This is a genomic window from Aliivibrio sp. A6, from assembly GCF_028765505.1.
GTDB classification, from domain to species: domain Bacteria; phylum Pseudomonadota; class Gammaproteobacteria; order Enterobacterales; family Vibrionaceae; genus Aliivibrio; species Aliivibrio finisterrensis_A.
The window spans coordinates 83,319-103,505 of sequence record NZ_JARACR010000011.1 but is presented as its reverse complement, the minus strand read 5'-3'; the positions used below and the strand labels follow the sequence as shown (position 1 = coordinate 103,505).

The 20,187-nt window shown below is 39.0% G+C and carries 16 protein-coding genes; 11 read left to right on the top strand and 5 right to left on the bottom strand.

Annotated features, from left to right (window positions below; all coding sequences use genetic code 11):
• Positions 1 to 113 precede the first annotated feature (113 nt).
• The 3 genes from PVK70_RS08810 (at position 114) to PVK70_RS08800 (ending at position 3,921) form a co-directional block, all read left to right on the top strand.
• Complete coding sequence (locus tag PVK70_RS08810; RefSeq protein ID WP_130047877.1) at positions 114 to 1,514, top strand: amidohydrolase; 1,401 nt, start codon at positions 114 to 116, stop codon at positions 1,512 to 1,514.
• A 137-nt stretch (positions 1,515 to 1,651) separates the two neighbouring features.
• Positions 1,652 to 3,193, top strand: a complete 1,542-nt coding sequence (locus PVK70_RS08805) for a L,D-transpeptidase family protein (RefSeq protein ID WP_242504769.1) — start codon at positions 1,652 to 1,654, stop codon at positions 3,191 to 3,193.
• Positions 3,194 to 3,369: 176 nt separating this feature from the next.
• Positions 3,370 to 3,921, top strand: coding sequence for a YcbK family protein (locus PVK70_RS08800; protein ID WP_069594814.1), 552 nt, complete (start codon positions 3,370 to 3,372; stop codon positions 3,919 to 3,921).
• A 115-nt stretch (positions 3,922 to 4,036) separates the two neighbouring features.
• Here PVK70_RS08800 and asnS read toward each other — a convergent pair whose 3' ends face one another.
• Positions 4,037 to 5,437: an asparagine--tRNA ligase gene (gene asnS, locus PVK70_RS08795; RefSeq protein ID WP_072054459.1), complete on the bottom strand. Its 1,401-nt coding sequence runs from the start codon at positions 5,435 to 5,437 to the stop codon at positions 4,037 to 4,039.
• A gap of 267 nt (positions 5,438 to 5,704) precedes the next feature.
• Here asnS and queD point away from each other — a divergent pair, with 267 nt between their 5' ends.
• The gene (queD, locus tag PVK70_RS08790; protein WP_061002237.1) at positions 5,705 to 6,067 is read left to right on the top strand and encodes a 6-carboxytetrahydropterin synthase QueD; all 363 of its coding nucleotides are present in this window, start codon (positions 5,705 to 5,707) and stop codon (positions 6,065 to 6,067) included.
• A gap of 49 nt (positions 6,068 to 6,116) precedes the next feature.
• On the opposite strand, the gene PVK70_RS08785 is transcribed toward queD, so the two are convergent.
• Positions 6,117 to 7,133: an endonuclease/exonuclease/phosphatase family protein gene (locus tag PVK70_RS08785; RefSeq protein WP_165367210.1), complete on the bottom strand. Its 1,017-nt coding sequence runs from the start codon at positions 7,131 to 7,133 to the stop codon at positions 6,117 to 6,119.
• 180 nt (positions 7,134 to 7,313) lie between these two features.
• Here PVK70_RS08785 and sbcD point away from each other — a divergent pair, with 180 nt between their 5' ends.
• The 7 genes from sbcD (at position 7,314) to PVK70_RS08750 (ending at position 16,485) form a co-directional block, all read left to right on the top strand.
• Complete coding sequence (sbcD, locus tag PVK70_RS08780) at positions 7,314 to 8,558, top strand: exonuclease subunit SbcD (RefSeq protein ID WP_130047876.1); 1,245 nt, start codon at positions 7,314 to 7,316, stop codon at positions 8,556 to 8,558.
• Positions 8,555 to 12,235: an AAA family ATPase gene (locus tag PVK70_RS08775; RefSeq protein WP_130047875.1), complete on the top strand. Its 3,681-nt coding sequence runs from the start codon at positions 8,555 to 8,557 to the stop codon at positions 12,233 to 12,235. The genes sbcD and PVK70_RS08775 overlap by 4 nt, the downstream gene beginning before the upstream one ends.
• A 36-nt stretch (positions 12,236 to 12,271) precedes the next feature.
• Positions 12,272 to 12,760, top strand: coding sequence for an acyl-CoA thioesterase (locus tag PVK70_RS08770; protein WP_130047874.1), 489 nt, complete (start codon positions 12,272 to 12,274; stop codon positions 12,758 to 12,760).
• A gap of 475 nt (positions 12,761 to 13,235) precedes the next feature.
• Entirely contained in the window at positions 13,236 to 14,390 is a 1,155-nt protein-coding gene (locus PVK70_RS08765) for an amino acid permease (protein WP_130047873.1), read from the top strand.
• Positions 14,391 to 14,478: 88 nt separating this feature from the next.
• Entirely contained in the window at positions 14,479 to 15,648 is a 1,170-nt protein-coding gene (locus PVK70_RS08760) for an amino acid permease (RefSeq protein WP_130047872.1), read from the top strand.
• Between the two features lie 64 nt (positions 15,649 to 15,712).
• Positions 15,713 to 16,075 (top strand): DUF2799 domain-containing protein, encoded by a 363-nt coding sequence (locus PVK70_RS08755; protein ID WP_338000490.1) that lies wholly within the window; start codon positions 15,713 to 15,715, stop codon positions 16,073 to 16,075.
• A 50-nt stretch (positions 16,076 to 16,125) separates the two neighbouring features.
• The gene (locus PVK70_RS08750; RefSeq protein ID WP_130047871.1) at positions 16,126 to 16,485 is read left to right on the top strand and encodes a DUF2799 domain-containing protein; all 360 of its coding nucleotides are present in this window, start codon (positions 16,126 to 16,128) and stop codon (positions 16,483 to 16,485) included.
• Positions 16,486 to 16,561: 76 nt separating this feature from the next.
• On the opposite strand, the gene PVK70_RS08745 is transcribed toward PVK70_RS08750, so the two are convergent.
• From PVK70_RS08745 to PVK70_RS08735, 3 genes are all read right to left on the bottom strand, one after another.
• Positions 16,562 to 17,110 carry a hypothetical protein gene (locus PVK70_RS08745; RefSeq protein WP_130047870.1) on the bottom strand — a complete coding sequence of 183 codons (549 nt, stop codon included), beginning with the start codon at positions 17,108 to 17,110 and terminating at the stop codon, positions 16,562 to 16,564.
• Positions 17,111 to 17,297: 187 nt separating this feature from the next.
• Positions 17,298 to 18,659: an L-serine ammonia-lyase gene (locus tag PVK70_RS08740; RefSeq protein WP_130047869.1), complete on the bottom strand. Its 1,362-nt coding sequence runs from the start codon at positions 18,657 to 18,659 to the stop codon at positions 17,298 to 17,300.
• Positions 18,660 to 18,755: 96 nt separating this feature from the next.
• Complete coding sequence (locus PVK70_RS08735) at positions 18,756 to 20,006, bottom strand: aromatic amino acid transport family protein (protein WP_130047868.1); 1,251 nt, start codon at positions 20,004 to 20,006, stop codon at positions 18,756 to 18,758.
• Positions 20,007 to 20,187 lie beyond the last annotated feature (181 nt).

Here is a 20,187-nt window from a genome sequence, read left to right as displayed (position 1 = left end):
ACTTTGAGAATAAGGTAGGACTGTTTATTGATAATTCCCTTGATAAAAGGAATGTCACGTATATCATCCGCTCCTGAAATCTAGCTATCTATCTTTCTTTAGTGAGTATATTTATGTATTTAAAAAAAACCTTAGTTGCCATTGCTATAGCTGCAACTAGTTTTTCTACGTTGGCAGCACAACAAGTCGATTTACTGATCAAAGATGCAACATTGCTTACAATGAATGAATCTAAGCAAACGTTTGATAATGGTGTAATTGCCATCAAAGGTAATAAAATTGTTGCAGTTGGTGATGAAAGTATTGCAAAAAACTATGAAGCAAAAACCGTATTAGATGTTGATGGTGATATTGTTCTACCGGGTTTAATTAATACACATACTCACGCTTCAATGACTGTTTTTCGTTCATTAGGTGATGATGTTCCTGACCGTTTACACCGTTATATTTTTCCATTAGAGAAAAAATTAGTATCACGCGATATGGTTCGCATTGGTGCTAATCTAGGTAACGTAGAGATGGTTAAGGGGGGGGTAACCACTTATGCTGATATGTACTATTTTGAAGACGAAGTTGCAAAGACGGTCGACAAAATTGGTATGCGTGCCATTCTAGGTGAAAGTGTTATTAAATTCCCTGTGGCAGATGCTGCAAATGCAGATGAGGGCATTCAGTACGCACTAAACTTTATTGAAGAATACAAAGATCACCCTCGTATCACTCCAGCATTTGCTCCTCATGCACCCTATACAAATACAACTGAGACGTTACAAAAAATTGCTAAGCTATCATTAGAGCTAGACGTTCCAGTAATGATCCATTTAGCAGAATCACATCGCGAAGAAGAAGTGATTGCTGAGCGTTCTAATGGGATGTCTCCAGTAGAGTACATGCACAGTATTGGCGCGCTTAATAAGAACCTTATTGGTGCGCATATGATTCTTATTGATGATAAAGACATTGAGCTAGTAAAAGAATCAGATATGGGTGTTGCGCATAACATGAGTGCGAACATCAAATCAGCAAAAGGTGTGTCTCCAGCACTTAAAATGTACGATGAAGGTGTTCGTATCGGTTTAGGCACTGATGGCCCAATGTCTGGTAACACATTAAGCATTATTGATGAGTTTAACCAAGTTGCTAAAGTTCATAAATTAGTGAATAAAGATCGTGCAGCAATGCCTCCAATCAAGGTTATTGATATGGCAACGATGGGTGCAGCTAAAGCGCTTCATATGGAAGATAAAATAGGCTCTATTGAAGTAGGTAAGCTTGCTGACATTATTGTTGTTGATACGAAAGCACCAAATATGCTGCCAGTGTATAACCCTTATTCTGCGTTAGTTTATTCGGCAAATTCAGGTAACGTTCGTCATACAATCGTTGATGGTGAAGTGATCATGAAAGATCGTGAAATATTAACTGTTAATGAAGATGAAATTCGTAAAGAAGTCATTGAGTTTACAAAAGTTGTTCGTAAAACAGTGATTGAAAGTGGCGAAGTTATTCAATAAAAAATAGTGAAAAGTTACCTAAAGGCTGGATTATCCAGCCTTTTTTTATATCTGTGTGAATAGTTCCTATCAACTTGATATTCAATACTGAAAGGCTATTATGAAAGTAATGAGCTATTATTTGGTAAGGAGTGTTTATGGTGAGATTTCTGGTTCTTACTGTCGTTTTTTTAATACTTATGCCATTAAACGCACAAGCGTCGAGTGGTATCAAAAATGTTCTAAAGCTGTATGAAACAGAGTTATTTTACCCACAGCAAGTTCTTCACTTTTATCAAAATGAACAGCGAAAATGGAATTCACCACAAGCTCGGAAACATTTAGAAAATCAGTTAGCTTTATTGGTTCTTGCTGATCTAAATAATGATCTTGAACAGCGCTATTATCGTTTGCAAAATTCAAAAGAACTGGAATACGATGTTTTAGCAACTGATACCTTAATTTATCTTCTAACTTATCAATCTCAAATACCAGAAAAAGGAAAAAGTTGGTTTTTTGGTGGGCGGCTTAAAGAGCATTTAGGTGAACCCTACCCACAGGTTATCTCTTCAATAAATAGTGCTTTTACTGGTGGTCGATTGGATTACCTTACCCAAACTTTAGTGCCTAATTCAGATCAGTACGAAATATTTTATCAACGCTTGCTGAGTTATTACGATCCTTACGGTGAGCCAATTGAGAAACTAACCTCTTTTAAACTTATAAGGCCTAACCAAGTTATCTCTTATGCTTCACTGGTTAATCGTCTTCATGTTGCCGGTGAGCTGACAAAAGAAGAAAGTAGAGAAATTCTGCTACATGATAACGGCCTTTATAATGCAGAGCTTGTTGACGTTGTGATACGTTTTCAAAAACGCCACGGTTTATTACCTGATGGGATCATTGGTCCTAAAACTAAATATTGGTTGAACATGTCGGCAAAAGAGCGTGTTCGTATCATGGCACTAAATATTCAGCGATTACGCTTATGGGAAAATAAGAAAGCGCGTTTTGTGCTTGTGAATATACCATCCTACGAAATGCAGTATTGGCAAGAAGATGAGTTGTTGTTTCATAGTAAAGTGATTGTAGGGAAACCAGAAAGAAAAACGCCATTGTTTTCGACATATCTTGATTCCATTGTTTTCAATCCTAATTGGAAGGTACCAACGAAAATTATGAGGGAAGATATTTTACCAAAAGCGTTTAATGATAAAGGTTTTTTATTATCACAAAACTTTGAAATTGTGCCCACTTGGCTAAGTGATGAGGTAATTCCTATTGAAGATATTGATTGGGAGCAGGAGAGTGTCGAAACTTTTCCTTATAAATTAAGACAAAAATCAGGCAATAGTAATGCGCTTGGTCGCTACAAGTTTAACACCCCAAATAGGAATGCCATTTATTTGCACGATACCCCTTCACGGTCGTTGTTTAAAAAACAGAGTCGAGCTTATAGCTCTGGGTGCATTCGAGTAGAAAGGGCTTCTGAATTTGCACAACTGCTAATGAAAGAGTCTCACTTCTCTAAAAAAGAGTACAGTTACTATCATCAGTTACCTGAAACGAAAGAAGCATTTTTATCTCAAATGATCTCGGTATATACGATTTATCAAACAGCGTGGATTGATGAAAAGAACCAAGTTCAGTTTAGAGATGATATTTATAAGTATGATCAATGGAGTAAGTCTAAAAATTGACCAATAATTGACATTCAAAATTAAGCCTAAAAAGTGTATTTAGTTCAATAAGTAAGCTAGTTATTATATAATTCAGGCGATAAAAAGAGTTGTTTATTATTTGACCAATCAATGATTGGTGTGTATCTTTGCGCTCAGTTATTGATCGATCTATTTATAAGTGAGCCCTTTACTGCATGTCTGAATTTAGTCCATTACGCCGTAAAATCCTACTTGGTGGCGCAGCTACCGTTGGTTTAAGTCTATTTCCTACGTTATCTTTCGCATCACAATTTGAAGAGTCACCACGTAAGCTAGCGTTAAACAATTTACATACCGGTGAAGAGCTACAGACTGAATATTTCAATGGACGAGGTTATCAGAGCGCAGAGTTAGCAAAACTAAATCATTTATGTCGAGATTTCAGACGTAATGAAAGCATCGAAATGGATAAACGATTATTTGACCAATTGTCGGCGATTCAAAATGTCATTGGTTGTGATACTCAGGTTCAAATTATTTCGGGTTATCGCTCACCAGCAACAAATGAAATGTTACGTGGTAAATCACACGGTGGCGTGGCAAAGAAAAGTTTGCATATGCTAGGCAAAGCCATGGATTTTCGTTTAGAAGGTGTACCATTGGATGAAGTGAGAAAAGCGGCATTATCATTAAAAGCAGGTGGAGTAGGCTATTACCCAGGCAGTAACTTTGTGCATATTGATACGGGTAGAGTGCGTTTCTGGTAACAGCAGAACAATAATTGGTTATAAAAAAATGGCGACCGCATTGGTCGCCATTTTTGTATTCATACTTTCTACTTCATCTTTTCTTACAGAGCTAATACCCTATAAGAAAAGCCAATTAGAAGTTAGCTGAACGTGGAGTACGTGGGAACGGGATAACGTCACGAACGTTGCCCATACCAGTTACGTAAGACACTAGACGCTCAAAGCCAAGACCGAAGCCAGCATGAGGCACTGTGCCGTAACGACGTAAATCACGGTACCAGCTCATGTGCTCAGGGTCGATGCCCATTTCAATCATACGAGCATCAAGAACGTCTAAACGCTCTTCACGTTGAGAACCACCAATGATCTCACCAATGCCTGGTGCAAGAACATCCATCGCAGCAACCGTCTTACCATCGTCATTTTGACGCATGTAGAATGCTTTGATGTCTTTCGGGTAGTTTTTAACGATAACAGGTGCTTTGAAGTGCTCTTCAGCAAGGTAACGCTCATGCTCAGAAGACATATCGATGCCCCACTCAACATCAAACTCAAAGTCACGACCAGAATCTTTAAGGATTTGGATAGCATCTGTGTAGTCTACTTGTGCGAAATCAGAGCTTACAAATTGCTCTAGACGAGTGATCGCTTGTTTGTCGATGCGAGAAGCAAAGAACTCAAGGTCATCACGACGCTCAGCAAGAACGGCTTCGAATACATACTTAAGCATGTCTTCAGCTAGTTTAGCTACGTCATCAAGAGTAGCGAAAGCAACTTCAGGCTCAACCATCCAGAATTCAGCTAGGTGGCGGCTTGTGTGTGAGTTTTCAGCACGGAAAGTAGGACCGAATGTGTAAACCTTGCTTAGTGCACAAGCGTAAGTTTCCGCATTAAGTTGACCAGATACGGTTAGGAATGTTTCTTTACCAAAGAAGTCTTTGTCGTAATCAACATTGCCTTTGTCATCCATAGGAAGGTTCGCGTGATCTAGCGTAGAAACACGGAACATTTCACCAGCACCTTCAGCATCAGATGATGTGATTAGTGGAGCAGACATCCAGAAGTAGCCTTGCTCGTGGTAGAAACGGTGAATCGCTTGAGATAGACAGTTACGAACACGTGCAACCGCACCAATCACGTTAGTACGTGGGCGAAGGTGTGCAACTTCACGTAAATATTCAATTGAGTGACGAGTCTTAGCCATTGGGTAAGTGTCAGCGTCTTCAACCCAACCTACAACTTTAACTTCAGTTGCAGCTAGCTCAAAATCTTGGCCTTTAGCAGGAGAAGCTACGATAGTACCTGTCACTTCAACAGAACAACCTGTTGTTAGCTTAAGAACTTCGTCATTGTAATTATTTAAGTCATTAGGAACTACGGCCTGAATCGGATCGAAACAAGAACCGTCATAGATAGCTAGGAAAGAGATTCCAGCTTTAGAGTCGCGACGTGAACGGATCCAACCGCGAACAGTTACTTCACTGTCAACCGCTAGTTTGCCGCTTAATACGTCTGTTACAGGCGCGTAAGTCATGTTAATTACATTCTCCATTGTTGTGCTACATGCACGAATATTTTTATTTCAAGAAATACATATTACCTTTCTTATTGATAGCTTCAAGTGTTGTTGTTCTATAAACGTGATTTTTCAGAATAAGAATCAATTTTCGTTGTAAATTCGCCGAAAAAATCGACAATATCATAAGGGAATAGGGAACTTACTGATTGTGAGTCTTGTTGTTTAGTAGGGAAGTAGAGTACTATCCCTGCTTCATAATATAGGTAATAGAGATTTTAACTAATGACAACTGAACTATATAAAGACTTCATGTTTGAAGCAGCACACCATTTACCACATGTACCAGAAGGTCATAAATGTGGTCGTCTTCATGGTCACTCTTTTTTAGTTCGTTTGTATGTTGAAGGTGAAGTTGACCAACATACGGGTTGGGTAATTGATTTCTCTGAAATTAAAGCGGCATTTAAACCAACCTATGATCGCCTTGACCATTATTACCTAAACGACATTGAAGGGCTAGAAAACCCAACAAGTGAAGTATTAGCTAAGTGGATTTGGAACGAAGTAAAACCAAGTCTTCCATTACTAAGTAAAATTGAAATTAAAGAGACATGTACAGCAGGTTGTACTTACCGCGGTGAGTAATCTACATTAACTGTCATGTTTAGAGAGGGCTGAATTATTCAGCCCTTTTTTATGCCTGCCGTATACGAGCTGTAATTGAAACCAAAGCGTGATCGGTGCTGAATTGGTCAATATCGAATCTTGGATTCACAATGTGCTGATCTGTTACTGTGTAACCAATGACTTCTAAAATACTGCCCGAAAATGAGCTATCAAATTCGTTAGATAACAAGATGTAATCCAATACAGACCCTTTTGCTCCGTAATAATGGGTACTTACTCGCTCTTCCAATAAATCTGCGCCTTTTAACTTACAATAAATATCCCAGCTGTCTTTAAGCTGAAATCGAGTTAAATAATCGGTACTGAATTTATCGAATCGAAGTTCATGAGAAAGCAGTCCTTTAAATTCATCATGAAACAAAGGTTTATTAAAATCGCCCATGACAATTACAGGCTGATTTGATTCTTTGCGCTGCTGAATTATATGGTTATGTAGAATATTCGCTTCTAACCCACGTTGTGCAGTAGAAAGCCAAGAGCCTAGCTGTTCATCATGAAGCTGATGAAGAGGAGAGCTGTTGACTTCATCCGTTACATCACTTTCTTCAGGCTCTTTAGGGCGCTGAGACTTGAAGTGCACCACATAACAGTCAGTAATCCCAAGATGAGGCAGTTCAATAGAGGCGTGAACAGGTACGCGATTAAATTCAAACTCAATTCCGAATCGTTTTAATTGTTCTGGTTCTGCAACAACAGGTTGAGCATTTAAAATTGGATAACGCGAAGCAAAGGCAACTACAGGGGAGTTGAAAACATAGCCATCTTCAGATTTTGGTTCATCTACCGTACAAAAATACGCATACCCCAGCTCATTGACTAACGCTTTTAGCGCGTTGGGACTGAATACTTCTTGAAAGCCAATCACATCAGAGTTTAATTCGGTAATTCTATCTCTAAACCAACCTTGTTTCTTTTGCCATTCATCTTGGGTCAATATGTTTTCAAAATCATAAAATGCATTAGGCGGCTCAACAAAGTTGAACATATTGATGGTAGTAAAGGTGAGGCTTTCAGGTGATGACAAAATACAAGGCTCTTTATTTTTATGATGAATATGAAGTGGATATACCTTCAGTGTAAAGGGGTTAGTCTACTCTTGCCAGTGAATAGTTTGATTTTAAAAGCTTATAAAAGTACATAGTTTCTCTTCCAGATGGTATAAAAGGGGTATCGTCTTCTCTATCCATCAAACAAGTTGATATTTATGCGTATTTTACATACTTCTGATTGGCATCTAGGTCAAAATTTCTTCACAAAAAGTCGTCGTAATGAACATCAAAAATTCATTACTTGGTTGCTTGAACAAGTACAAGAAAATGCCATTAATGCGGTCATCATTGCCGGAGATGTGTTTGATACGGGCGCGCCACCAAGTTACGCGCGCGAAATGTATAACCAATTTGTGGTGGAGATGAACAAAGTAAACTGCGAATTGATCGTGCTTGGTGGAAACCATGATTCGGTTTCAACGCTAAATGAATCTAAACAATTATTGGCTCACTTGAACGCACGAGTGATTGCCAATACCTGTGATGATTTATCCACTCAATTATTAACGCTTCCAAACAGTGATGGTGCAGTGGGCGCTATTTTATGCGCGGTTCCATTTATTCGCCCGCGTGACGTTGTCACTAGTATCGCAGGCTCAACGGGTGTAGAAAAGCAACAAGCGCTCGGTGAAGCGATTAAACAGCATTATCATCAGCTATATCAGAAAGCGTTAGAGTTACGAAAAGAGTTAAATGTAGAAGTCCCTATTATTGCAACAGGTCACTTGACGGCACTTGGTGTTAAACAATCAGATTCAGTTCGTGATATCTACATTGGCACATTGGATGGCTTTGCAGCCGATGGTTTCCCACCTGCAGATTACATCGCGCTTGGTCATATTCACCGCCCGCAATTGGTGGCTAAATCTGAACATATTCGTTATTCAGGCTCACCCATTCCATTAAGTTTTGATGAGCTTAAATCTCAGAAACAAGTGGTGATGGTGGAGTTTGACAAAACAAGCGTAACTCAAATTACCCCGATGAATGTCCCTATGTTTCAGCAAATGAAGGCATTAAAGGGCGATCTAGAAACCATCGAAAAAGAGTTAGCACAATTTAAAGAGTGCGAAGAAACCACTTGGCTTTGCATTGAAGTCGAAGTGCAAGATTACCTGTCAGATCTACAACAACGCATTCAAGCACTAACTCAAGATCTTAACGTTGAAGTGTTGCAACTGCGTCGTGCAAGAAACCGCAGTGAACAAACGTTAGCACAAGAAAAAACAGAAACGCTAGCGGAGTTAACGCCGTTTGATGTGTTTACTAAACGTATAGAGCAAGAGACGTTTGAGACAGAAAAAGAGCAGCAACGCGCAGAAAGAATGACAATGAAATTTAAACAGATTTTGTCAGAAGTAGAACATAAAGATACGGATTCACAAGAAGGTGATGCATGAGAATTTTAAGCCTAAGTTTTTCAAATTTAAACTCATTAAAAGGTGAGTGGAAAATTGATTTCTCAGCGTCTCCTTTTGCTGAAAACGGATTGTTTGCGATTACTGGCCCAACAGGTGCGGGTAAAACGACGATTTTAGATGCGATCTGTCTAGCGCTTTATCATAAAACGCCTCGTCTTGGTGGTATTTCAACCTCAAGCAATGAAATCATGACGCGTGGCACGGCGGAATGTTCTGCAGAAGTGGAATTTGAAGTTAAAGGCAAAGCGTACCGTGCGTTTTGGAGCCAGCGTCGTTCACGTGGCAAAGTGGATGGCAACTTACAAGCCGCTACTGTAGAGCTTGCAGAAGTGGATTCTGAAAAAGTATTAGCAACGCAAGTAAAAAAGAAAGATGAGCTAATCAACTCGATTACGGGTTTAGATTTCTCTCGATTTACAAAATCCATGATGCTTTCTCAAGGTCAATTTGCGGCGTTTTTAAATGCTGATGCGAATGATCGTGCCGGTTTATTAGAAGAGCTAACAGGTACAGAGATCTACGGTCAGATCTCAGAGAAGGTGCATGAGCATTACACTGCATCAAAACAAAAATTAGCTGAGCTTAAAGCCAAAGCTGAAGGGGTAGAGCTGCTGTCTGAAGAAGATAAGCAAGCGTTAATTGATGAGCAAGCTGAACTGCAAACGGACCAAAAACAGCAACAAGCTCAACTTGCAGATTGGCAAGCACATGTTGAGTGGTGGATTGCAGATGCGAAAAACCAACTCCAGTGGCAGCAAGCGGTTGATAATAATCAATTAGCATTAGAGAAAGAAAAACAAGCCAGCGAACAATTACATCGTTTAGCACAAAGTGAACCTGCTGAAAAACTGCGTACGCCATATCAACTATGGCAAGAAGCACAAACTCGCTTTGAAGAGTTGGTTAAAGAATTAAAGACGACAGAGCAATCTCACCAACAAAAGGCCAGTGATAAAAAAGCACTTGAGTCTCATGTTACACAGCTAAAACAAGAGCTTGATACTATTAAAGGTGAGAGTAAAACATTAGAAAACTTAATTAATGATTCGGTGCAACCGCTAGATACTGCGATTGCTCAACTGACTCAACAATCTCAAGAGAAGCAGCACCAAATCGCAAACCTTACTGCGCGTCTTGAGGATGGTAATAAAAAGCAACAAGGTCTAACAGCAACATTATCTGACATAACAGAGAAACTTTCTTTATTAGCCAATTATGTTGAAGAGCATAAAGCTGATCTGCAAATTGAACGTTATTTAGGTCAGTGGAAGAACCAAGTTAGCCACATTTTACAACAAGATAAAGATACTGCCTCTTTAGATGGTCAATTGACATCAGCGAATGCAGCGCTAGAGACTCTGCTTGATGCTATCAATAAAAAAGAAGCAGAATTAAATCAAGCTCAAATTATCGTTAATAACGAAATAGAAGCGACGAAGTGCGCAGAGCTTGAATTACAACAATGGCAAGATAAAGGGTCAGAAGCACAACTGACTGAGCAGATAACGGCACTAACGACTCGTCATCAATACCGTGTTGAATTAACTCATACTAATAATGAGTATTTACGAGCGACAAAAGAGCTGAAAATGCTTGCCACTGTGCAGAAAACACAAGCGAATGACATTGAAAAATTGGATGAGCAGCGTACTGAACTAGCGACTCAGTTTAAGCAACAAGAGCAGCAAGTCATCGATTTAACTACCTTAATCGAGCAAGAAGGCGAGTTAGCAAAATATCGAGCAGAATTAGCAAAAGATCAAGATTGTCCGTTGTGTGGTTCAACGCATCATCCACTATTAGAACAAGCTCAATTGCTTGATTTGAGCGCGACAATACAACGTAAAAAAGAAGCCGAGCAGAAACGCGTAGAGATTGTCGAGCAAGGTAAATCAGTACGTGAACAATTAGATTCGCTTAAAATAAAACAAGATCATTGCCAATCTCAATCAGTGCAGTGGCAACAAACGGTTGAATCCACGCAAAAGCAATGGTCTACGTTATTAGAAACAACGCAACTCACTCTAACCTTAGGCGATACTGATTCGATTACTCAGTTCATTAGTGAGTGTGAAGCCTCTTTATCTACGCTTAATGAGCAAGCAAAGCAATTACGCGAAGCGGGTGATAAGGTTCGAGTGCAACAAAACCAATTACAACAAGTTCAGCATCGTCTTGACGCTGTCACTGCGGCGTTAAATTTTGATCGTCAATCACACCAAACGGCGCTTCAACAGCAACAAGATAACAATCAAAAAAGAGAACAGCTGCAATTGCGTCAAACGGAACTTAAGCAGCAGTTGGTCACCGAAATTGAGCAAGCAGGCTTTAATGCACCAGAGTTGACTCAAATTACCTCTTGGTTTGTACAAAAAGAGCAAGACTTACAACAAATTCAGAAAAAAATCACACAGCAGCAAGTGCAAACCCAACAACAGCAAACGCTACAAAGTGATCACGCTCATTTAGCCGAGCAATTGGTTGAATTGAACACTCAACAGCAACAATCACAAACTGAAATGTCAGCATTAACAATAGAGTTAGAGAAGCAACAAGCAAAACGTATTGAGTTGTTTGGAACACAAGAGATAAAAACAGCGCGCTTTATGATGAGTGAGAAACTGTCAATTTCAGAGCAAACGTATGATGTTGAGCAACAGAAATTACAAGCATTAGTACAAGACCTTGCGGCTTTAGATGGCAAGTTGAATAGTCTTAAAGAGAGTTATTTAAGTTGTGAAAAACTATCGGTAGATCGTTCTGATGTATGGAAAGGCGCTTTATTACAAAGCCCATTTGAAACGCTTGAGTTATTCCAAGCGGCGTTGATTTCAGAAGAAGAACGCCAACAGCTACTCAGCTTAAAAACGGAAATACAACAAGCGATTGAGCGAACTGGCGCTTTGCTAGAGAGTGCACAGCAAATCAAAGAACACCATTATCAAGCGCCAAAAGCCGCAGAGTGGCAATTAATGCCAAAAGAAACGGTTGAGGCTGAGTTAGCCCAAGTGAAATCTCAATCTGAGACGTTAGTGAAACGTGAAGGTGAAATCGCTCAAGCATTACGTTCAGACAGCGAGCGTAAAACCAATCAAAAAGCACTATTTGAAGCGATTGAAGCGTATCAATCAGAATACGATGATATTCAATATCTGCATTCATTAATTGGTTCGCAAAAAGGCGATAAATTCCGTAAATTTGCTCAAGGGTTAACGCTAGAGAATCTCGTCTATTTAGCCAATAAACAGCTTACTCGCTTACATGGCCGCTATGAGCTTAAACGTAAAGCCAGTGATGGATTAGAGCTTCAAGTGCTGGATACATGGCAAGGTGATGTGGTTCGTGATACAAAAACCTTATCTGGTGGAGAGAGCTTCCTTGTTAGTTTGGCATTGGCATTGGCACTTTCTGATCTGGTTAGTCACAAAACAAGCATTGATTCACTGTTCTTAGATGAAGGGTTTGGTACGCTAGATAGTGAAACGCTAGACATGGCGCTTGATGCATTAGATAACTTAAATGCATCAGGAAAAATGATTGGTGTGATAAGCCACATCGAAGCGATGAAAGAACGCATACCAGTCCAAATAAAAGTCACCAAGCGCAGTGGTTTAGGCGTGAGTGAGCTAGAAAAACAATATAAAAAAGTCAGTTAATTTTGCACAATGTAATGCAGTAAAAAGGAATTTAAAATGGGAAAAACAAAACGAGAAATAACATTACGCTTTTTAGCTGAACCTGGGGATGTGAACTTTGGTGGTAAAGTTCACGGTGGTGCAGTGATGAAATGGATCGATTTAGCCGCTTATGCATCATCGGCAGGGTGGAGTGGTAAATATTGTATTACTGCATACGCAGGTGGTATTCGTTTTGTTGAGCCTATCTTTGTCGGCAACCTTGTAGAAGTCACAGGTAAAGTCATCTATACCGGAAAATCGTCTATGCATATTGCAATTGATGTGCAAGCAAGCGATCCCAAAGAGCAGAATAACCGTTTAACCACGCATTGTATCGTTATCATGGTGGCGGTTGATGGAAATGGTAAACCGACGTCAGTTCCTGAGTGGGTACCAGAGACAGAAGAAGACATTAAGTTAAGAGATTCAGCAATCAAACTAATGAATATGCGTAAAGAAATTGGCGAAGAGATGGAAGCGCATGTTCAATATTTGAAAGGGTAATCATTTTTAAGGTTTAAAAAGTAAGAAATGGATAAATAACTTAGTAGAGGCTAAAGGATGGGGAAACAAGTTTTATTTAAGGGTTGCATTGCTAAGTTCATTATATAGAATGGATCGGACTACTAGTTTGGTAGTTCGGTCTGTAAGGGATTTACGGCCTATTATTATAAATGGAATGTGACTAATTAGGATGTACACATGATTTTCCAATTAACATCAGGCCCATTGTTGGAGCCTACAGAAGGTTCACCCCATAACTCTGGTTTCAAATCATCAGTTGTTCTTTCTCTACGCTTTTTCTCGTCTCAGTTTCTCGCGTTTCACTTCTTCTCGTATTTTCGATTTCTCCGTTTTTATTCGTAATTAATAAGCTCTAATTTCAACCGCGTTATCTTTGTGGATGGCTTTTTGCGCGTTGAATTTGACAAAAAATAAAACTAAAGCTCAAACTCGAATATAGAACGAAGGAATAACAATGAATTTAAAATTAATCGGAAGCTCACTTATTATTTCAGGTACTGCGCTAGGCGCTGGTATGCTGGCAATCCCAATGGTATTGGCTCAATTTGGCCTGATTTGGGGTACTGCATTGATGTTATTGATCTTTGTAGGAACGACTTATGCCGCTTTATTGCTGCTAGAAGCAAGTATTAATGTGGGTGGTGGTTTAGGTATGAACACCATCGCTCGCAAAAGTTTAGGTAAAGGAGGGCAACTAGTCACGAATGGTTTGTTGTATGCTTTACTTATTTGTCTTCTGATGGCTTACATTTTAGGCGCCGGAGATTTACTCAATAAATTACTTCGAAATGTTGGATTGAATTTATCCTTAGTGCAAAGCCAAATTGCATTTACCTTGGTTTCAGGTGTGATTGTTGCTTCTGGAACTGCAGTAATTGATAAGTTAAACCGTGTACTTTTTGCGGTAATGCTATTCATGCTGTTGCTGACTCTTGTATTTTTGGTTCCGGGGATCGAATTAGATAATCTCCTTCAAGTATCAAATTCAAATGGCATTGAATTAGTTCAAACCAGTGCGATTATCTTTACCAGTTTTGGCTTTATGGTTGTAATCCCATCTTTGGTTTCCTATAACCATGAAGCAACGCCAAAGCAATTAAGAAATATGGTGATCATTGGCTCTGCAATTCCATTGGTATGTTATTTAGTATGGTTATATGCAGTGGTAGGTAACCTAACACCTGAACAAATTACTCACTTTTCAAATGTATCAGAGTTGATCTCAGTATTTAGTGCCGAGCATGCTTTTATTAATCTTGTGTTATCTAGCTTTACTGGACTTGCGCTCTTGACGTCATTTTTAGGTGTTGCAATGGCGTTGTTCACTCAAAATGAAGATACGTTTAAGCAAAATAAAGCAGTAACTTATGTGATCAGCTTTATTCTGCCGTTACTTGGTGCAGTTTATGCCGCGGATCAGTTCTTATCTGTTTTAAGCTACGCTGGGATTATTTTGGTTTTCTTAGCGGTATTTGTTCCACTTGCTATGGTTGTTCAACTTCGAAAAGTTGAGACTCAGACGAAAGGCTATTTAGCTGAAGGAGGAGTTGCAATGCTTATCTTCTCTTTTGTTTTTGGTACTTTTTTATTGGTTTCTCAAGTTATTTAGCCACTAATATATTTGTGCTTTATGTTACTGGTAGAGCACATGCTTTTACTCTTTATGAGTAATCATTTTCACGAAATAAGAATACACAATGAATTTTAAATTATTTGGCAGTGCATTAATCCTTTCAGGTACTGCTCTTGGCGCTGGAATGTTAGCAATTCCTATGGTATTGGCGCAATTTGGTCTTTTTTATAGCACATTTTTGATGCTAATCATTTGTGCCGGTACGACATATTCGGCTTTACTTTTAACTGAGGCATGCTCAAAGACTGAGTTGGCTTTTGGTATCAATACCGTTGCCAACAGAACGTTAGGTAAAGGTGGTCAAGTGATCACTAATGCTCTATTTTATTTGCTGCTTATTTGTATGCTTATTGCTTATATTTTAGGGGCTGCAGATCTTTTAAAGCGCATACTTGCCATGTTTGATATTGAGATGAGCATAGAAGTAGCGCAAATCGGATTTACACTTGTCGCAAGTATGTTTGTGGTGTGTGGAACTCAAATTATAGATAAGCTTAACCGCGTTTTATTCCTATTTATGATATCAATGTTGGCGATTACCTTGATTATTTTGGTCCCAGGGATATCTGTTGATAACTTAACACAAGTAACAAATACGGATAAAGGAATGCTATTTGGCACAAGTACGATTCTGTTTACCAGCTTTGCTTCAATGCCTGTGATACCGTCGCTTGTAACTTATAATAAAGAGGCCACAAGTAAACAGTTAAGAAATATGATTATCCTAGGTTCTATCATTCCACTGATCTGCTATTTAGTTTGGCTATATGCAGTTGTTGGGAACTTAAACGCTGATGAGCTTACTCACTTTTCTAATATCTCAGATTTAATTCAAACATTTAGTGCGAAAAATGAATACATTGAAATAATCCTTTCGATCTTTACTTCTCTGGCTCTGCTAACATCGTTTTTGGGTGTGGCAATGGCACTTTATAATCAAAATAAAGACATGATTTCACATAATAAGGTAGTGACTTATGTGTGTACTTTTGTTTTACCGTTATTGGGTGCGAGTTTAGCTGCGGATCAGTTCTTATCTGTATTAGGTTATGCCGGTGTTATCTTAGTATTCCTCGCTATTTTTATTCCATTAGCAATGGTGGTTTCGCTGAGAAAGAAAAAAGGCAATGACAATGAAACTTCAGCTCACATTTATGAAGCTGAAGGTGGTCATGTAGCGTTGGGGTTAACCTTATTATTTGGTTTTTTACTATTGGTTAGCCAAGTTTTATAAATATTAATGATCTGACCTGATACACTTAACGTAATAGATAATGTGTTTATTGTAGAGGGTCAGAATGATGAAATATTTAACGGTTCTTTTTACTGTTTTACTTTTAGCTGCATGCTCAACAACACCACCGCCAAGCTCAAAGGTTGATGGCGATTGGCAAGCCTTTGGTTATGATAGAGCAATGAAAGGTTGGATTGTCCAATCAGAAACCAAATTAGTTAAATTGTCAGATGGCAAAGCGGTAAGCGAAGAGAATTATCAAGCTTATCTAGATGGGTATACTAAAGGTCAGGAAGAGTACTGCGATCAAAGTGCGTATATGCTAGGTGTAGTAGGGAAGCAGTACAATGGTATATGTGATCGAATAGATCCCTTTTTCCGCCAAGATTATATTAACGGTATGCATTCAACCGCTGGTGGAATGTAATTTAGTTATACGGAGCATGGATGAATAGATAAATAAGAGGGTAAGAAGTTATGAAAGCAATTTTAGTTATAATGGTTTCACTTTTTCTAGCAGCCTGTTCAAGTACAGTACCATTAACATCTACACAGGACAGCGATTGGGCTACTTATGGTTTAGAAACAGGTCAAAAAGGTTGGAATTTTGAATCTAAAGAACAAATAGTTGATCTTTTAGATGGCAAGGAGCTTAAAGTCTCTAATTATGATGCGTACGTTGCGGGATATAAAAAGGGATTACAAGAATATTGCGGACAAGACGCATTTGAATTAGGAACTAAAGGTGGAGTTTATACTGGAGTGTGTGACGATATCAGTAAAGAGTTTAAATATGATTATTTACGAGGTTATAACTCGACTAAAAGAGGGATGTAGTATCTTTCAGGTTAATTTAATCGAAATATAAATGGCGGATAACTTTATCCGCCATTTTTGTATATGAAGATTTAAATTAGATCACTTTAACGATATTAAAGCGACCCATTTTTTTTAGTACGGGAATAAAGTCTTTATTTACTTCAAGCATGACTTTCTTTGCTTTACTGTAAGCGCTTAATTTGTCGTTGCCGTTACCATGAGAGAACAATCGGCTCTTTGGTTTATATTCACCATCAACGATCTCTTTCCAACGAACGATATAGTAATCTGTTGTGCGCACTTCACCTGAAAGTAAGGTGCGTTTTTTCGTGATAATATCAGGCTCTAAGCTGTGAGGTAAGCGCTCAAACAGGCTAGGGTAGTTAAGAACCATGTTCCAACAATTTCCCCATAATTCTTTACCGACTTTATTTCGTTGCTTAATTGCTTCTTTTAAGGCTTTTTCTCGGCCTTCTTTTAGGCAACCAACAGAGCGGTTATACATACCGTCATCAGGTGTATGAATATGGATTTTAACGCAATTAAATGAGTGTGAAATGAAACGATGTTCACTTTCCATTCCTGTCCATTCAGCTCTTAATTTTTGAGCTCTTGGTGAAAGAGTATGTTTTTTCTTATTCATAATTGAAATGTACTAATTATTTGCATGACTGCATTATTGCAGTAACTGATTCATTTGTTAATAGTAAAGGTGGTTTATTCATCAAATTGATGCATATATTTAGTATAGAAGATGTAAATGGAATGGGGAGAAATAAAAAGAGGGCGATATTCGCCCTCATTATTGCTTTAAGTAAAGTCTGTTGTGATTAACAGATAACTTTAATCGCTAAGCCACCTTGAGAAGTCTCACGGTATTTAGCGTTCATGTCTTTACCTGTTTCAAGCATTGTTTCGATAACTTTATCAAGTGAAACACGAGGAGCAGATGAACGACGAAGTGCCATACGTGTCGCGTTGATTGCCTTAACAGCAGCAATACCATTACGCTCGATACAAGGAACTTGAACTTGACCTGCAACAGGGTCACAAGTTAAGCCTAGGTTATGCTCCATTGCAATTTCAGCGGCCATACATACTTGCTCAGGACTTCCACCCATAAGCTCAGCAAGACCAGCAGCAGCCATAGAACAAGCTACACCAACTTCACCTTGACAGCCTACTTCAGCACCAGAGATTGACGCATTCTTCTTGTAAAGGCCACCAATCGCACCAGAAGCTGCAAAGTAACGGATGTAATCTTTCTCTGTTACTGTTTGGATGAACTTATCATAGTAAGCTAAAACAGCAGGGATGATGCCACATGCGCCATTGGTTGGAGCAGTAACAACACGGCCACCTGCAGCATTTTCTTCATTTACAGCAAATGCATACATGTTGACCCAATCAACCACTTCCATTGGATCTTTCGATGTCTTTTCAGAAGTCAGTAGTTGCTGGCGAAGTGCAGCTGCACGACGAGGAACACGTAGAGGCCCAGGTAGGATACCTTCAGTGCTCATGCCTTTTTCCATACAATCACGCATGGTTTTCCAGATTTTTGCAAAGTAAGTACGAACTTCATCTTCTGCAAGAATAGCGTGTTCGTTCTTCATTACTAATGTACTAATAGATAGTCCATTCTCTTTACATAAATCAACTAATTCAGAGGCATAATTAAATGCGTAAGGAACTTGAATTGATGATTCAACTTCTTTACCAAAGTTTTCTTCATCAACAATAAAACCACCACCGATAGAGTAGTATGTTTTAGAGTAAACAACGTCGCCATCAACCCACGCATGGATTTGCATACCATTTTCGTGAAGTGACAGGTTAGTTGTGTGGAAATTCATTCCACCTTCTTTTGGAAATTCTACCGTGTGGCAGTGCATGCCAACAGGTAAGCGCTCTGTTTCTTCAACACGAGCGATGAAGCCCGGAATAGAGTCAATATCTACGTGTTCTGGCGTGTTACCTGCCAGACCCATAATGATAGCGATATCAGTATGGTGACCTTTCCCTGTCAGTGATAATGAACCGTAAACATCAACAGTGATTTTAGTGATATCACGCAGTTTGCCCATGCCACGTAAATCGTCGATAAACTCTTTACCAGCTTTCATTGGACCAACGGTGTGGGAGCTAGAAGGACCAACTCCGATTTTGTAGATATCAAAAACACTAATCATGTTATTACCTCGAATAAGCCCCCAAAAGAGGGGGCTTTATTATCATTATTATTAACTTCGTGTAACTAATGCTTATAAGGATTTATAAACTAGTTATTAAAGAGCGCCGTAGATTACAGAAGTAATCGCTGCAACACCACATAATGCTGTAAAGATTTGCACAGGTGCTGAAGTTTTGTACTTAGCCATTGCAGGAACTTTACGCATTGCGAATACAGGCATAAGGAATAGGATAGCGGCAATCATTGGCGCACCCATAGTTTCAATCATACCTAAGATACTTGGGTTGATGATAGAAACGATCCATGTAGTAACAACGATGAAGATAAGAGAGAATTTCTCAAGCTTAGCAATAGGTGCTTTTGAACGAGATTTAGCTAGACCAACAAGACCTTCATGAGCACCAAGGAAGTGACCGAAGTAGCTTGAAGTAATCGCAGCAAAAGCAACGATTGGACCTAAGTAAGAGATAAGTGGAGATTCATGTACGTTTGCTAGGTAAGAAAGTACAGAGATGTTTTGCGCTTGCGCTTGTGCTAGTTGCTCTGGAGATAGAGAAAGAACTACAGAGAAAACGAAGAACATAACGAAACCCATTAGCATCATTGCCGCACCGCCAGTGATCATGTCAGTTTTAGCAACTGCATTTTCACCGTATACACGACGTTGTTCTTTAGAGAACTGGCTGATAACTGGGCTGTGGTTGAAAGAGAAAACGATGATTGGGATCGCTAACCAAACAACAGAAGGCATTGAACCCCAATCAGGAGAAACAGACATCATAGATGTGTTCCAACCAGGGATTAGGTATACAGAAAGAGCCATTAGGATGAATACAAGAGGGTAAACCATTGCAGAAGTTGCTTTCAGCATTAGTTCTTTACCAAATACAACACCACATGTCATCAGAGTGATAAGCACACCTGATAATAACCAGCGTGGAATAGATTCCATGCCCATTTGGTTAACCATGAAAGAGTCTACTGTGTTTGTGATACCAACACCGTAAATAAGTACAATTGGGTAAATCGCGAAAAAGTAGGCAAAAGTGATTAGGTTCGCGCCTGTCTTACCAAAATGCTCTTCTACCGTATCGGTAATATCAGAATCTGGATTTTTAGCAGAAAGAACGAAACGAGCCAAACTTTTGTGTGCGAACCAAGTCATTGGTGCTGCGATTAATGCAAGGATAACTAGAGGCCAAAAACCACCAGCGCCAGCTTTAATTGGAAGGAATAAAACACCAGCACCTACCGCAGTACCGAAAAGAGAAAGACACCAAGTGAAGTCTTTATAAGTCCACTTTGTTTTTTTTGCATCTATTGATGCAGTATTTGTTGTTTGCATAATTTTACTCTTAATTTTTAGAACAGGAATTTTGGGAACGGCGCTATTGTCGTTATTTTGACGAGAAAAACTTTGACCCAGATCTTAAAATGAAAAAAGATGAACGAAGATCCAAAAATAATTGATAATGATCACAGTAGTTGTAGATTAACTATTAGAAAAACTTATCATTAATGCTAAA